The organism is Burkholderia sp. 22088 (assembly GCF_052045915.1).
Lineage (GTDB): Bacteria > Pseudomonadota > Gammaproteobacteria > Burkholderiales > Burkholderiaceae > Burkholderia > Burkholderia cepacia.
This window is the reverse complement of the sequence record NZ_JBQEPY010000013.1, coordinates 150,103-163,902: the sequence shown is the minus strand read 5'-3', so window position 1 is coordinate 163,902 and position 13,800 is coordinate 150,103. Positions and strand designations below refer to the sequence as shown.

At 67.8% G+C, this 13,800-nt stretch carries 14 protein-coding genes, 1 tRNA gene and 1 pseudogene; 7 read left to right on the top strand and 9 right to left on the bottom strand.

Translation table 11 applies throughout. From position 1 onward, the window contains the following. Positions 1-137 precede the first annotated feature (137 nt). Positions 138-1,286 (bottom strand): galactonate dehydratase, encoded by a 1,149-nt coding sequence (gene dgoD, locus ACTJLD_RS24755; RefSeq protein ID WP_021160175.1) that lies wholly within the window; start codon positions 1,284-1,286, stop codon positions 138-140. 163 nt (positions 1,287-1,449) lie between these two features. On the opposite strand from dgoD, the gene ACTJLD_RS24750 reads away from it, so the two are divergent. After that, entirely contained in the window at positions 1,450-2,133 is a 684-nt protein-coding gene (locus ACTJLD_RS24750) for a FadR/GntR family transcriptional regulator (RefSeq protein WP_440659872.1), read from the top strand. 22 nt (positions 2,134-2,155) lie between these two features. Here ACTJLD_RS24750 and ACTJLD_RS24745 read toward each other — a convergent pair. Next, positions 2,156-2,415 (bottom strand): annotated as a pseudogene (locus ACTJLD_RS24745) (DUF1272 domain-containing protein). A gap of 155 nt (positions 2,416-2,570) precedes the next feature. On the opposite strand from ACTJLD_RS24745, the gene ACTJLD_RS24740 reads away from it, so the two are divergent. Continuing rightward, the gene (locus ACTJLD_RS24740; protein WP_027789199.1) at positions 2,571-2,918 is read left to right on the top strand and encodes a GFA family protein; all 348 of its coding nucleotides are present in this window, start codon (positions 2,571-2,573) and stop codon (positions 2,916-2,918) included. A 34-nt stretch (positions 2,919-2,952) separates the two neighbouring features. Here the strand turns inward: ACTJLD_RS24740 and ACTJLD_RS24735 are convergent, their stop codons facing one another. Continuing rightward, positions 2,953-6,060, bottom strand: a complete 3,108-nt coding sequence (locus ACTJLD_RS24735) for a transglycosylase domain-containing protein (RefSeq protein ID WP_440659827.1) — start codon at positions 6,058-6,060, stop codon at positions 2,953-2,955. Positions 6,061-6,481: 421 nt separating this feature from the next. On the opposite strand from ACTJLD_RS24735, the gene ACTJLD_RS24730 reads away from it, so the two are divergent. After that, the gene (locus ACTJLD_RS24730) at positions 6,482-6,874 is read left to right on the top strand and encodes an MAPEG family protein (RefSeq protein WP_440659826.1); all 393 of its coding nucleotides are present in this window, start codon (positions 6,482-6,484) and stop codon (positions 6,872-6,874) included. 9 nt (positions 6,875-6,883) lie between these two features. Here the strand turns inward: ACTJLD_RS24730 and ACTJLD_RS24725 are convergent, their stop codons facing one another. Next, positions 6,884-7,066, bottom strand: coding sequence for a hypothetical protein (locus ACTJLD_RS24725; protein ID WP_440659825.1), 183 nt, complete (start codon positions 7,064-7,066; stop codon positions 6,884-6,886). Between ACTJLD_RS24725 and ACTJLD_RS24720 the strand changes: the two genes are divergently transcribed. Then, positions 7,065-7,271, top strand: coding sequence for a hypothetical protein (locus ACTJLD_RS24720; RefSeq protein WP_196494395.1), 207 nt, complete (start codon positions 7,065-7,067; stop codon positions 7,269-7,271). The genes ACTJLD_RS24725 and ACTJLD_RS24720 overlap by 2 nt on opposite strands. Positions 7,272-7,409: 138 nt before the next feature. Then, positions 7,410-7,694, top strand: coding sequence for a PAAR domain-containing protein (locus ACTJLD_RS24715; protein ID WP_027789204.1), 285 nt, complete (start codon positions 7,410-7,412; stop codon positions 7,692-7,694). A 37-nt stretch (positions 7,695-7,731) separates the two neighbouring features. On the opposite strand, the gene ACTJLD_RS24710 is transcribed toward ACTJLD_RS24715, so the two are convergent. Further along, complete coding sequence (locus ACTJLD_RS24710) at positions 7,732-8,043, bottom strand: cupin domain-containing protein (protein ID WP_059523457.1); 312 nt, start codon at positions 8,041-8,043, stop codon at positions 7,732-7,734. A gap of 67 nt (positions 8,044-8,110) precedes the next feature. After that, the gene (locus ACTJLD_RS24705; protein ID WP_021160187.1) at positions 8,111-8,794 is read right to left on the bottom strand and encodes a DJ-1/PfpI family protein; all 684 of its coding nucleotides are present in this window, start codon (positions 8,792-8,794) and stop codon (positions 8,111-8,113) included. Positions 8,795-8,912: 118 nt separating this feature from the next. On the opposite strand from ACTJLD_RS24705, the gene ACTJLD_RS24700 reads away from it, so the two are divergent. Together ACTJLD_RS24700 and ACTJLD_RS24695 are read left to right on the top strand one after the other, a co-directional pair. After that, positions 8,913-9,884 (top strand): GlxA family transcriptional regulator, encoded by a 972-nt coding sequence (locus tag ACTJLD_RS24700; RefSeq protein ID WP_060174909.1) that lies wholly within the window; start codon positions 8,913-8,915, stop codon positions 9,882-9,884. Between the two features lie 181 nt (positions 9,885-10,065). Further along, the gene (locus ACTJLD_RS24695; protein ID WP_027789208.1) at positions 10,066-11,040 is read left to right on the top strand and encodes a LysR family transcriptional regulator; all 975 of its coding nucleotides are present in this window, start codon (positions 10,066-10,068) and stop codon (positions 11,038-11,040) included. 85 nt (positions 11,041-11,125) lie between these two features. On the opposite strand, the gene ACTJLD_RS24690 is transcribed toward ACTJLD_RS24695, so the two are convergent. The 3 genes from ACTJLD_RS24690 to ACTJLD_RS24680 form a co-directional block, all read right to left on the bottom strand. Further along, positions 11,126-13,318 (bottom strand): hypothetical protein, encoded by a 2,193-nt coding sequence (locus ACTJLD_RS24690; protein WP_440659823.1) that lies wholly within the window; start codon positions 13,316-13,318, stop codon positions 11,126-11,128. A 120-nt stretch (positions 13,319-13,438) separates the two neighbouring features. After that, positions 13,439-13,585, bottom strand: coding sequence for a hypothetical protein (locus ACTJLD_RS24685; RefSeq protein WP_440659821.1), 147 nt, complete (start codon positions 13,583-13,585; stop codon positions 13,439-13,441). A gap of 71 nt (positions 13,586-13,656) precedes the next feature. Next, positions 13,657-13,733, bottom strand: a tRNA-Met gene (locus ACTJLD_RS24680). Positions 13,734-13,800: the final 67 nt, after the last annotated feature.

Below are 13,800 nucleotides of genomic sequence, written 5' to 3'. Positions count from 1 at the left end.
GTGCATCCGCCACGTGCATTCGCCATGTGCGCGGCGCCGCGCCGGGCATGCAAAAACGGCTGCCTGTCGGGCAGCCGTTCTCGTATCGATACTTGTCGCGACTCAGCGCGACTGGCCGCGCACGCCGCGCATCGCGCTCACCACTCGGCGACGCTGCCGTCCGCGTGTCGCCATACCGGGTTGCGCCAGCGGTGGCCCGTCTTCGCCATCTCGCGCACCTTCTCCTCGTTCACGTCGATGCCGAGCCCCGGGCCCTGCGGGATCGCGACGAAGCCGTCCTCGTAGCGGAACACCTCGGGATTGCGCAGGTAGTCGAGCAGGTCGTTGCCCTGGTTGTAGTGGATGCCGAGGCTCTGCTCCTGGATGAACGCGTTGTAGCTGACCGCGTCGAGCTGCAGGCACGCGGCGAGCGCGATCGGCCCGAGCGGGCAGTGCAGCGCGAGCGCGACGTCGTAGCTCTCCGCGAGCGTCGCGATCTTGCGGCACTCGGTGATGCCGCCCGCATGCGACGCGTCGGGCTGGATGATGTCGACGTAGCCGCCCGCGAGGATGTGCTTGAAGTCCCAGCGCGAGTAGAGCCGCTCGCCGAGCGCGATCGGCGTGTTGGTCTGGTTGACGATGTCGCGCAGCGCCTCGGCGTTCTCCGACAGCACCGGCTCCTCGATGAACATCAGCTTGTACGGGTCGAGCTCCTTCGCGAGCACCTTGGCCATCGGCTTGTGCACGCGGCCATGGAAGTCGACGCCGATTCCGACGTGCGGGCCGACCGCGTCGCGCACGGCCGCGACGTTCGCGATCACCTGTTCGACCTTGTCGTAGGTGTCGACGATCTGCAGCTCCTCGGAGCCGTTCATCTTCACGGCCTTGAAGCCGCGCTCGACCACCGCGCGCGCATTGTTCGCGACGTCGCTCGGCCGGTCGCCGCCGATCCACGAATACACCTTGATGCGATCGCGCACCTGGCCGCCGAGCAGCGCATGCACCGGCACGCCGTGATGCTTGCCCTTGATGTCCCACAGCGCCTGGTCGACGCCCGCGATCGCGCTCATCATGATCGGGCCGCCGCGGTAGAAGCCCGCGCGGTACATCACCTGCCAGTGATCCTCGATCAGCAGCGGGTCGCGGCCGACGAGGTAGTCGGCCAGCTCCTGCACGGCGGCCTCGACCGTGTGCGCGCGGCCTTCGACGACAGGCTCGCCCCAGCCGACGATGCCCTCGTCGGTTTCGATCTTGAGGAACAGCCAGCGCGGCGGGACGACGAAGGTTTCGAGGCGGGTGATTTTCACGATGCGTGTCTCCAGGATTGACCGGCGCGGGCAGTCGGGCGCCGCGCGCGGTCGCGTGCTTTCGCGGTTATCCTAGCGCAGGCCGATAAAAAATAGTATTAATAGCACTATTGTGCAGATAGTGGGCAGCCGGTACACCCGGGTACCGGCATAACGGAGAACGATCATTCGACGCGACCTGCATGGACAGACGGCCTTCCTGCTCGCCACGGCGATCCTGCGCGGCGACTACCCGCCCGAGTCGCTGCTGCCGAGGGAACCCGACCTGATGGAGATGTACGGCGTGAGCCGCACGGTGATGCGCGAGGCGCTGCGCACGCTCACGTCGAAGGGGCTCGTCGAGTCGCGGCCGAAGATCGGCACGCGCGTGCGGCCGCGCGGCGTATGGAACCTGCTCGACGCCGACCTGCTCGACTGGTATGCGCGCGTCGCGCCGCCGCTCGCATTTGCGCTGAAGCTGCAGGAAATGCGCGAGATGGTCGAGCCATATGCGGCCGCGCTCGCCGCGCGCATGCATACACCGAAAACGTTCGATGCGATCGACGGCGCGGCGTGCGCGATGGCCGCCGCGCGCAACGTCGACGAATGGGTGCGCGCCGACCTGCGCTTTCACCTGAGCGTGCTCGAGGCCGGCGGCAACGAGCTGCTGGTGCCGCTCGGCACGCTGATCGATCGCACGCTCGAGGCGCAGCTGCACCTGAATGCGCGCCGCGCGGACGTGTACAACGCGTCGCTCGCCGAGCACACGGCGGTCAGCGACGCGATCCGCGTGCGCGACGAGGACGGTGCGCGCCGCGCGATGGCGGCGCTGCTCGCGGTGACGCGCGCGCGGATCGAGATGTCGTGACGCGAAACGGCGGGCGGCGCGGTCAGGCGTTCGCGCAGCCGCCCGGCTTGTGGATGCGCTCGGTCGACGCCGGGTACTTCGCGAGCAGGCTCGCCGGTAGCCGCGGGCGCACGACGAAATCGCCGCCGCAGTTCGGGCAGCGGCCCTTCAGCACGTCGTCGGCGCAGATCGCGCAGAACGGCTCGCCGCCCGCGTGCATTCGAACGTACAGATGCGGGCATCCGCCGAATCGGGCGGCAGGTCCCTGTCGCAGCATTCGCAGCCGGGGCGCATTTCGAGCATGACGGTTTCCCTTGGTTCGGACAGGGGGCGGGAAGGGCGCCGCCGGACATTGCGTGCGGCGCATCTGCGCGCTACTGTACCCGCCTGGATCGGCCTGGCCAACGGTGTCCCGCCGGGGCGCCGCCGATGCGCACGGGCCGCACCGGGAGACGACCATGCTTTATCGCGGAAGCTGTCATTGCGGAGACGTGAAGTTCGAGGCGGAAGGCGACCTGCAGGGCGTGATGGCGTGCAACTGCTCGATCTGCCAGCGCAAGGGCGCGCTGATGTGGTTCGTGCCGCGCGATCACATGACGCTGCTCACGCCCGACGCGCATCTCGCCACCTACATGTTCAACAAGCACGTGATCAAGCACCGCTTCTGCAAGCGCTGCGGGATTCACACGTTCGGCGAGGGCGTCCACCCGAACGGCACCGCGATGGTCGCGATCAACGTGCGCTGTCTCGAAGGCGTCGATCTCGACGCGCTGCCGGTCACGCACTACGACGGCCGCTCGCACTGAGCGGCGCGTCGGCGCATGACAGGACGCGCGGCCGTCAGGACAGTTGCGCGGCCGCGGCACCCGTCGCGGGCGCTGCCGCGTGCGGTGCGGCGCCCGCGGTGCGCGTGCCGGTGCCGGCCGGGCGTTCGATCAGCGGCGCGAGCGCCGGCGCCATCGACTTCAGCAACTGCACGGCCATCGCGCTCGTGAAGTCGTAGCGTGCCGCGTACGGTTCGTGCGCCGTCGCCGTCAGGACCCCGAAGAACCGGTCGCCGAGCACGAACACGAACGTGCCGCTGCGGTTCACCTTGCGCGACTCGATCAGCCGCGCGCCGCGCGCGTAGACGTTGAAGCGCTGGTCGCCCGTTCCGGTCTTGCCGTACACGTCGAGCGTCTTGCCGTCGGGCAGCGTGAAGCCGCCCGCGAGGCGGCGCGCGGTGCCGTTGAGCACGACGTCGCGCAGCAGCGTGTGCGCGACGTTGACGATCTCGGGCGACAGCACCGGTTGCGGCTGCGCGGCCGCGCGCACGAAGCGCGTTTCGTACGGCGTGCCCTTCGCGAAGTCGAGCCGCGTGATCGTCTCGGTCGGCGCTTTCTGGCCGCCGTTCGCGATCAGGCCGATCAGTTTCGCGAGCGCGTCGGGCTGGTCGCCCGATGCGCCGATCGCGGCCGCGTACGACGGCGTGACTTCCGCGAACGGGTAGCCGAGTGCCCGCCACGACTTCGTGATCTCCGCGTACGCGCGCAGTTCGACCATGCGACGGATGCGGCGGTCCTGGGTCGCGTGGTAGCGCGTCTTGTACAGCCACGAGTACGTGTAGAAACGCGCGTCGCGGCTGTCGCGCTGGACATCGGCAAGCGGCGCCGCCGGGTGGGCGCGCAGGTAGTTGAGCGTCCACAGCGCGAGCGGATGCACGCTCGCGATATAACCGCGATCGTTGAGGTTGAAGCGGTCGATCGCGTACTTCGCGTAGAGCCTGGCGAGATCGTCGTCGGACAGCGTTGCGGCCGGCGTGCCCTTCAGTTGCGCGCGCATCTGCGCGTCGAACCATGCGAGCGATTCGTTCGGCGCGACGCTGCGCAGCACCGTCGCGATCTTCGGCGGCGACTTGCGCACGTCCTTCAGCATCAGCGCGAGCGCGTCGTCGGGCGCCTTGCCCGCATAGCGCGTGTAGTAGCGCTTCACGTAGACCTGGCTTTCGCCGTCGACGAACTGCTGCAGGTAGTGCCGGCGCTGTTCGGGGTCGCCGAGCCACGACGACGACGGGCCGGCCGCCTGCAGCGTCTCGTAGTGGACGATGTCGCGCATCAGCCGCACGAACACGAGGTTGACCGAGTGCTCGAAGGCCGCGTGCAGCGTCAGGATGCGGCCGTTGTCCGACTTTTCGAAGTTCGAGAACACCTGTGCGCCGCCGCCCGTGTAGAACACGTCGGGGCTCGCCGAATACTTGCGTTCGACGGATGCGTCGAGCATCGCCTGCAGCGAGCGGTCGCGTGTATGCGACAGGTAGTCGAGCGCCCAGTGCGACAGCCCGTCGATCGGGTCGGGTTTCACGCGGGCCAGCTCCGCGTTCGACAGGTTCGCGTAGCGCGCATGCAGGTCGGACACGATCTGCAGGTAGGTGATCAGCGTGCGCAGCTTCGCGGTCGAGCCGAGGTTGATGCGGCCGCCGCGATTGACGTCGAACGGCTCGTTCACGCTGTCGGTCTGCACGCGCAGCAGGTTCGCGCCGTTGCGGTGTTCGTACAGCGTGAAGCTGTACGTGAGGTGCGACGGGTCGTCCTTCGGCGCGAGCATCTCGAAACCGTACAGGCCTGCCGCCTGCGCGCCGTCGCGCGTCGACGCCCGTGCGAGCCGTTCGGCGACGGCCTGCTGCACGCCGTTGTCGAGCGTGCTGGTCGCCTGCAGGTCGAACTGGTCGAGCTGGTACAGGTCGCTGATGCCGAGCGCCGACAGCAGCGACGCGCGTGCGGACGTCACGGCCTTGCGCGACACGAACGACTGCACGTGCACGGCGGCCGGCGGCGCGCTGCGTTCGATCTGCGCGGCAAGCGCGGCGTCGCGCAGCGCCGGCGAGATCACGCCGCCGTTCGACAGCAGCCTCAGGTAGCTGTCGGTCAGCCGTTTCAGTGCCGGATAGCCGCGATTGAGGAAGTACGACGGCGCGCGCTGCGCGATGATCAGCGACAGCACCTCGCGGAACGCCTTGCCTTGTTCGTCGACGTTGTCGCCCGTCGTCGGCGCGGACAGGATGCGGTTCACGTCGTTGAAGTCGCGGCCGTACCACGCGGCGAGGCCGTCGCCGATGCCGGTGATCTCGCCGATGTGCGGCCGCGCGGCGAGCGGGACGGAATTCAGGTAGCGCACGACGATGGTGCGGCGCGCGAGCATCGTCTGCGGGCCGTTCAGGTACGCACGCACCGACGCCGACGCGATCTGCCGCAGCTTCTCGGGCGGCGTCGCGGTGCGGCCCTCGGGCGAATGGCGGAACTTCTCGATCTGCGTCGCGAGCGTGCTGCCGCCCGGGCGCGCCTGGTGGCGGTTGACGACGTGCAGCGCCTGGTCGGCGAGCGCGCGGCTGAAGCGCCCCCAGTCGATCGCCGGGTTGCGGTTCGGCTCGTTCGCGTCGAGCAGGTAGCGATCCTCGATGAACAGCAGCGAATCGACGATCACGCGCGGCACCCCGTCGAAGTCGGCATAGACGCGCTGCGGGAACACGGTCGCGAACAGCGGCGCGCCGGTCGAGTCGAACAGCGTCAGGCCCGCCTGGTCCTTCTCCTCGAACGGGAGGAACAGCCCGCGATCGCCGATCGACAGCATCCGCTGCGAATCGCGCGCCTGCTTGCCGACGACGAAGCCGCGCGCGAGCAGCCGTTCCTGGAACGCCGGAATCATCGCGTAGCCGAGGCGCTGGTCGTACGGGCCGTTCGCGGGGAAGCGGATGCGATCGCTCGGGCCCGCCTCGAGCGTGTAGCCGACGTCGCGGGTGAGATCGGACAGGTAGTGCGCCTGCAGCCGGGACGTTTCGATCTCGCTCTGCACGAGCCGCGCGACGATCGCCACCGCGATCAGCAGCGCGGCGAGCAGGGACCACTTGACCCACGTCCAGACCGATGCGGGACCGGTCACGCGCGGCAGGATACGATTCAGCGGCCGATTCATGGCGGCGTCTCCCTGAAGGCGCGGGCTCCGGCCGCACCCCATTAAAGATTAGTGTAGTCCTCCGCAGCGGGCTGCCAAGGGCGTCGACTACCGAGATGCGTCGGCGCAACGTGCATGCCTGTGATGCGCGGCAACGGGCGCCGCGCCGAGATGGTGCGCGTCGCTGCGGCTTAAACGTTTGCGCGTTGCGCGCGGCGGCGTCCGCGTGGCAGGGGCGGCGGCGGGCAGGCCCGCCGCCGCCGGGCCGACGGACGATGCACGGATTTCGTGCGCTGCGGCATCGTTCCAATTCGGGCCGGAACCCGTTCGTGAAAGGGGGGCGTCGCACGGCGACGCTACGGGTTTCCGCGATAGCCGCGCGCGCCGGCGGCGGGTACGATCGCCGGATGTGCGGCGCATGTCCGCTTCCGCCCGGAGTCCCATGGCGATCCATCCCGTCGCACTCGTGTGCACGGCCATCCTCGGGCTGCTGCTGTTCGGGCTCGGGTTCGTCGTGTCCGTCACGCGCTTTCGATGCACCATCGGGTCCGGGTGTGCGTCCGACCCGACGAACGGGTTGCACAAGATCGTGCGCGCGCACGGCAACACGGCCGAACACGCGCCGTTCCTCGCGGTGCTGTTTCTCTATTTCGGCGCCCACGATCCGTCTCGCGCGATCCTCGCGCTGATCGTCGCGGCAACCACGTTCCGCTGCCTGCTGGTCATCGGATTGCTCGCCTGGCCGACGATGGCCAACCCGAATCCCGTGCGTTTCATCGGCGCGCTCGGCACCTATCTGTGCGGGGCCGCGCTGTGCGTCGCGCTGTTCGTCTGAACGGCGGCGCTACCGCCACAGTAGCGTCGCGCGATCGTGCCGGCGCACGGCTTCGACGAAGCAGTGGATCAGGTAGTCACAGGCAATCGTGTTCAGCGCATCGCGGCGCATGAGCATGCCGACCGGCACGGCCGGAATCGTTTCCTCCACGTCGATCGCGACCATCCGCTCGCGAATCCAGTCGATTTCCATGAAGCGCTTCGGCGCGCAAGACACGGTGTCGGTGTGCACCGACAGCGAAAACGCCGCGCTGAACGACGTGCATTCGACGATCGGCTGCGGCGCATCGGGCACCGATTCGATGGGGCACGCGGCGGTTGCCGCGATCAACGGCCCCGGCGCGTCCGCGAACGACCGCCAGTTCGAGGCGCGGATCGGCGTCCGGCACAAGTTCTGACGAATGCGGCGATCGGCTAGCGGCGGCCGCGAGCGGTGATATGCTCGCGGCACGCCCGCGATCGACGGGCGGATTCCGATTGCCCGCGTGCGGCCGTGATGCCGCGCTGCACGGCATTTCCGAGGGAAGAACCGACACATGAGCCGCAAATTCATTCTGAAGGGCGACACGACCGACCACGGCGGTGTCGTGCTCGACGGGATCGCCAATTCGTCGTTCGACGGACGCGAACTCGCCTATCTCGGGGCGTCGGTGTTCTGCGCCGCCTGCAAGTCTCCCGGCGTGATCGTATCCGACGGCGGCGAGCGGACGATGACCGTGATGGGCAAGGTCGTCGCGCTCGAACACGACCTGTGCCAGTGCCAGTGCACGCCGCAGCCGAAGCTGATCGCGTCGCAGGCCACCGGGACGATCACCGGATGAAACCCGCCGCGCGGCCTCGGCGCACGGCCAACGGCCGTCAGACGCTGCCTTCGGTTTCGATCACGAGGATGCGTGCTTCGCCGAGCGGATGCGCGACGTGCTCGGTGCCGGCCGTCGCGTGGAACACGTCACCCGTTTCGAGCACCGTCGCGTGCTCGACGCCTGCTTCCCGATAACGCATCTCGACGCGACCGTCGAGCACCGCGAACACTTCCTCGCCGTCGTTCACGTGCCATCGATACGGCTGGTCGGTCCAGTGCAGGCGAACCGTGATGCCGCCCAGGTTCGCGATGTCGAGCGCGCCCCACGCACGGTCCGCGGTGAACGCGGCGCTGCGGACGATGTTCATCGATATGTTCTCCGGCGCGAGTGCGCGTCGTCTTTCAGTCGTCGAGGCAATTTCTACGTATCCGCATTCAGCGCGACATCGCGCGCAGCGCCTGTTCGATCGTCGCCTTGCGCTTCGCGAAACCGGCCGCCGAACGTTCGGTGACGCGCTTCACGACGGCTGCCGGCGCGGTGTCCGGCGAACCGGCGTCGAACGGCGGCGCGGGCGCGTATTCGAGTTGCAGCTGGATCGCCTGCGCTTCCTCGTCGCCGGCCAGTTCCGCGGCGATCGTCAATGCGAAGTCGATGCCGGCCGTGACGCCGCCGCCCGTGATCAGGTTGCCGTCGCGCACCACGCGCTCGCGCACCGGCACCGCGCCGAGCGGTTCGAGCAGCGTGTGGAACGCCCAGTGCGTCGTCGCGCGCCGCCCGCGCAGCAGGCCGGCCACGCCGAGCAGCAGCGCGCCCGTGCAGACCGACGTCACGTAGCGCGCGGTGGCCGCGCGCTGCTGCACGAAGGCGATCGTTTCGGCATCGAGCAGCAGTTCGTTGATCCCGATGCCGCCCGGAATGCAGATCACGTCGAGCGGCGGGCAATCGTCGAACGTGCAGGTCGGCGCGAGCGCGAGCCCGCTGCTCGACGCGACGGTGTCGCGCGACTTCCAGACCAGGTGGACGGCCGCGTCGGGCAGCGACGCGAGCACGTCGTGCGGGCCGGTGAGATCGAGTTGCTGGACGCCCGGGAACACGAGAAAGCCGATATGCAGGGTCATTCGAAGACTCCGGTTGGAAGGGGGGGCGCACCGTTGCCGGCGCGGGATGGACAGATCGATTCTAGGCGCGTAGTGTTTGGCGAAATTGCCATATCACCCACGTTTTCAGCCAATCGCCATGCCTGCCGCCCCGCGTTCGATCCTGGTTCTCGCGTTCCCTCGTGCCCAGCTGCTCGACGTGTCGGGGCCGCTGCAGGTGTTTGCGTCCGTCAACGAGCTCGCGCAGGAGCGCGGCCAGCCGGCGCCCTACGCGCCGCGTGTCGTCGCGGCCGAGGCCGGGCCCGTCGAGACGTCGTCGGGTCTCGTCGTGATGGCCGAGTCGCTGCGCTCGGCCGCACGCCATCCCGATACGCTGATCGTCGCCGGCGGCAAAGGCGTGCATGCGGCATCCCGGGACGCGCGGCTGGTGCGCTGGGTGCGGCAGCAGGCGGCGCGCACGCGGCGCGTCGCGTCCGTCTGCACCGGCGCATTCCTGCTCGCCGAGGCCGGCCTGCTCGACGGGCGCCGTGCGGTCACGCACTGGGCGCGCTGCGACGAGTTCGCGGCGCGCTATCCGAACGTGCGCGTCGAATCCGATCCGATCTTCATCCGCGAAGGCGCACTGTGGACCTCGGCCGGCGTGACGGCCGGCATCGATCTCGCGCTCGCGCTGGTCGAGGAGGACCTGGGGCGGGCGACCGCGCTCGACGTCGCGCGCGAACTCGTCGTGTTCCTGAAGCGCCCGGGTGGACAGGCGCAGTTCAGCACGATGCTGTCGATGCAGCGCACCGACGACCGGTTCGGCGAACTGCATGCGTGGATGGCCGAGCACCTGACGGCCGACCTGTCGGTGCCCGCGCTGGCCGAGCGCGCAAGCATGAGCGAGCGCAGCTTCGTGCGCCACTACCGCGCGGGCACCGGCCGCACCCCCGCTCGCGCGGTCGAGCAGCTCCGCGTCGAGGCCGCGCAGCGCCTGCTCGGCGAAACGGCTTGGCCCGTCAAGCGGATCGCCGCGCGTTGCGGCTTCGGCTCCGAGGAGACGCTGCGACGCTGTTTCGTGCGGGTGCTGGGCGTGTCGCCGCAAGGCTATCGCGAGCGCTTCGTGCGATAACGCACGGCGTGCGGCTGCGCTCGGGGCCGGAACGATCGCCGAGTGAAACTGAACGAAAATCGATCGCTTTCCAGTCCGAAACGCAGAAACTATTCAGGATCAGAGAACAATGGACGGGGGCTTGTGCCGTGCCCGTCGCGCGCTCTATTCTGTTCCGTTGGCGATTCGAAGGGGGAGCAGCATGGACCGAATCCAGGCAATGGAAGTTTTTACCCGTGTGGTCGACGCGAACAGTTTCACACGCGCGGCCGACACGCTCGCGATGCCGCGCGCGTCGGTGACGACCATCATTCAGAACCTCGAGGCGCTGCTGGGCGTGCGCCTGATGCACCGGACGACACGCAGGCTGTCGCTCACGCCGGAAGGTGCGGCGTACTACGAGCATTGCACGAAGATCATCTCGGAGATCGCGGAGGCCGACGCGAGTTTCCAGACGGGCAACCGCAAGCCGAGCGGCGTGCTGCGTGTCCACATGCCGAGTTCGCTCGGGCGGCGCATCGTGCTGCCGTCGCTGTCGATTTTCCGGCAGCGCTATCCCGACATCACGCTCGAACTGGGGCTCTCCGACCGCTACGTGGATCCGGTCGAGGAGGGCATCGACTGCATGATCCGGGTCGGGCCGCTCGAGGATTCGTCGATGGTCGCGCGGCGGATCGGGATGCTGAAGCGCGTGACCTGCGCGTCGCCCGATTACCTCGCGCGTCACGGCGAGCCGCACGAGATTGCCGATCTCGCCGACCATCACGCGGTGAATTTCCGTGCGAGCCACGGCGCGCGTGCGATTCCGTGGGTGTTCATGATCGACGGCAAGCCGTTCGAGGTGCGGATGAACGGAAGCGTCACGGTCAACGATTCGGATGCCTACGTGACGTGCGGGCTCGAAGGGTTCGGGATGATCCAGCCGACGCTGTTCATGGTGCTGCCGAACCTGCTCGACGGCTCGCTGGTCGAGGTGCTGCCTGACTGCAATCCGAAGCCGAAGCCGATTTCGATCGTGTATCCGCACAACCGGCACCTGTCGCAGAAGGTGCGCGTGTTCGCCGACTGGGTCGCGGAGGTGTTCGAGGCGACGCCGTCGCTGGAAGGTGGGGAGAACTGGCGCGGGCGGGTGGGGGCGCAGGCGGCGAAGCTGCAGCGAGGGGCGGTGGCGGCGTGAGGCGCCGGGGCGCGGCCGGGGTGGCCGTGCCGCCGGTCACCGCGGTGTTGGCGTCCCGGAAAAGCCGCGTGTCGATGCCGCGGTTTCAGTTGCGGGATTGATCCGGAACAGCGCCTTGCGTCGCGCGATCGCGCAGCGCGGCGGGCAATTTCCACAGCATCAGTTCGCGCGTACCGATTGCCCACAGCGCAGAACCGTCCCACGAAAAGGCCAGCGCCTGGATCTCGCTGTTTTTGGGTAGCGACGATGCGTCGAGCTGCACGGGCGTGCGGCCCTGTGCGACATCCCACAGTGCCACGCGATGTTTCCAGCCGCCCGCTTTGCAGGTCGTACCCATCGCAAGGAAGCGACCGTTTGCCGAACGGGCTGCGGCCTTGAAGGTGTCGGCAGTGCCCAGCAGGGCCGACGTTACGTGCCCGTTCTTGAGATCCACCACATGCATGCCGACGAAGCGCGCCCGTTTCGGACCCGGGGCCTTCACGGGAGGTGGCATGCTGCCGTCGTCGTCGAGCAACAGCACGAAGCCTGTCGCGATCCAGTGACCCTGCGGCGAGCCGAGCGGCTTGGGCGCCCAATGAGCGATGCCGGCGGCGCTGACGGAATCCGGCGCGCCGAAGCGCCGGGGCAACACGATCGTACGCAGCGTGCGGCCGGTGCGGGCGTCCAGCTCGGCGAGCCCTTGCGAATCCTCCGTCCAGTAGCTCCCGGAAGGCCGCCAGCGTACCGGCCAGATCAGCGCATTGCTGCCGTTGCTGATCTCGTCCATCAGCGACTGGCGTACCGACGAAAGCGTCGTGACGAACGGCCATGGATCGTCGTTGCCCGGCGGCGGTGACGCCGGGCGCTGCACGGTCAGGAACGCGGAGCCGACCGGATTCGCGTCCTTCTCGCCATGCCGGAGGTCATGCCAGAAATTGGCCGGCAGATCGTCATCGAGAATCCAGGACATATCGCTCATCTGATGGTCTCGCCAATCGGTCTCGCTCGGCCAGACGACTTCATGACGATCGACCTTGCTGCTCGCGATGTCGTATCGGTACAGGCTTGGCTTGCTCTTGGCGTCGGGCTGGCCGTCGAACCAGACGGCGCTGCCGTCGCCGTTGATCATCATCTGTCGCGGCCCCTCCTTGCCGTGCCAGATTTCGTCCGCCTGCAACGCGCCGTTGGCCGCGCGCAGCCGCCACACGTACTCGTTCCAGCCGCGGTTGTCGGCCACCTGGGCGCTGAACAGCAGGCTGCCATCCGGCAGGCCGAGGATGTCGTGCGGGTACAGCAACGTGCGTTGCGACGGATCGGTCGCGAACTTGTCCCAGCGGATGATCGACGGCTTGATTACCGGGGCGCTCGGGTCCGGCGCCACCGGCTTGATGGCGGGGGGCGGCATCGACGGTGCCGAGGGCAACTGCCATGCAGCGGGCGACGTGGCGATTTCCAGCCTGACTGGCAGTGCGGACAACGCGTCGGTCAATGCCGTGAACACGTCGGCCGGGACGACGGAGATGCCGGTCCTGCTGGATTGCGTCCGGTTGCCGCTGAACACGTCCAGGTCCTGGAGTGTCAATGCTTTCCACAGGCTGTAGTCGGGGTTGGGCCGGGAGTCGATGCGACCGAACTGAACGACCGTCGCCGGATGCCCGAATAGGGCGCTTGTGTCCTGCACCCTGACGAACAGCGCGCTCCGGTACTGGCCGGTGATGCCGTCGCTGTGATCCTGGCGGGCCTCCCAGAACGCGTACGTGGGTTGCAGCGCGGGCAGGCCGGAGCCGCGGAACAGCCGGTCGACGCGGGCCCGAGCCAGATCCATGCGCCAGTCCAGTTCCTGCCGGGTGATTGCGCCTTGTTGCAGCGCCTGCTGCAGTTTCGGCAGGGTCGCATGGTCGGCGATGGCTGCGCGCAGGTCCGGCCGGCGCGACAACAGGACATGGCTCCAGGGGTCCGGCAAATTCTGCAACTGCCAGCTATCGGCACTGGCCTTGACCGGGCTCGTCCGTTGCAGCACGCGCTCCACGAGCGGCTGCACCTGGTCATAGGGAGCGGAGACCAGCAGGAACACGGCTTCCGCATAAGCTTGCCGGTTCTTGCCGTTGTCCCAGATGAGGACCTGTTCGCCTCGACGGGCGGCTACTTCGTAATCGTCGTCGTGCCCGGTGTCGTGCAGTTGCTCGAATCTCCAATGCAGGCCGTCGACGGTGGTGTCTGGCAGCGGGTCGGCCTGGCAGGCGAGCGGGGTTGCGATGCCGATCAGAATCGACAGGAAGCATGCGAGGCGTTTTCTCATTGACGTTATGCCTGGATGCAGCGGGAATTTGGACGTACCGATTCTAAGTGCGGCATCGTGTGCGTACTGCGGTGTGCCGGGTGGCATTGCGCGGGGTATCGATTTTTGCGCCGTTCGGTATCACCGCGTACAGGCGTTGATGATGCGTTCGTTGAGGTTGATGTTGTTCAGGTCGCCGGGGGCTGAGCGCAGCTTGAAGGGACTGAGGGCGACCCGGAGATACCAGGTGCCGTGGCGATCGCGTCGCGGGCAGGGAATTTTGATCATCCGTGCCACTTGCCGTGACATCGGAAAAATGAAAAAGCCGCTGTTTCTTTCGAAACAGCGGCTCTCGCATTTGGTGGCGAATCAGGGACTCGAACCCCGGACCTGCGGATTATGATTCCGTCGCTCTAACCGACTGAGCTAATTCGCCGAAGAGTTGAATTATGTAGATCGACGCTCGGGCTGTCAACACCTTTTTTCATCTTCCGCGAAAAAAG

What these genes read in the sequence shown, in the direction of transcription:
- ACTJLD_RS24740 (WP_027789199.1), top strand. Translation starts at nt 2,571, where the DNA reads ATGCTTTATCGCGGAAGCTGTCATTGCGGAGACGTGAAGTTCGAGGCG.
- ACTJLD_RS24735 (WP_440659827.1), bottom strand. Translation starts at nt 6,060, where the DNA reads ATGAATCGGCCGCTGAATCGTATCCTGCCGCGCGTGACCGGTCCCGCA.
- ACTJLD_RS24730 (WP_440659826.1), top strand. Translation starts at nt 6,482, where the DNA reads ATGGCGATCCATCCCGTCGCACTCGTGTGCACGGCCATCCTCGGGCTG.
- ACTJLD_RS24720 (WP_196494395.1), top strand. Translation starts at nt 7,065, where the DNA reads ATGAAGCGCTTCGGCGCGCAAGACACGGTGTCGGTGTGCACCGACAGC.
- ACTJLD_RS24725 (WP_440659825.1), bottom strand. Translation starts at nt 7,066, where the DNA reads ATGGAAATCGACTGGATTCGCGAGCGGATGGTCGCGATCGACGTGGAG.
- ACTJLD_RS24715 (WP_027789204.1), top strand. Translation starts at nt 7,410, where the DNA reads ATGAGCCGCAAATTCATTCTGAAGGGCGACACGACCGACCACGGCGGT.
- ACTJLD_RS24710 (WP_059523457.1), bottom strand. Translation starts at nt 8,043, where the DNA reads ATGAACATCGTCCGCAGCGCCGCGTTCACCGCGGACCGTGCGTGGGGC.
- ACTJLD_RS24705 (WP_021160187.1), bottom strand. Translation starts at nt 8,794, where the DNA reads ATGACCCTGCATATCGGCTTTCTCGTGTTCCCGGGCGTCCAGCAACTC.
- ACTJLD_RS24700 (WP_060174909.1), top strand. Translation starts at nt 8,913, where the DNA reads ATGCCTGCCGCCCCGCGTTCGATCCTGGTTCTCGCGTTCCCTCGTGCC.
- ACTJLD_RS24695 (WP_027789208.1), top strand. Translation starts at nt 10,066, where the DNA reads ATGGACCGAATCCAGGCAATGGAAGTTTTTACCCGTGTGGTCGACGCG.
- ACTJLD_RS24690 (WP_440659823.1), bottom strand. Translation starts at nt 13,318, where the DNA reads ATGAGAAAACGCCTCGCATGCTTCCTGTCGATTCTGATCGGCATCGCA.
- ACTJLD_RS24685 (WP_440659821.1), bottom strand. Translation starts at nt 13,585, where the DNA reads ATGATCAAAATTCCCTGCCCGCGACGCGATCGCCACGGCACCTGGTAT.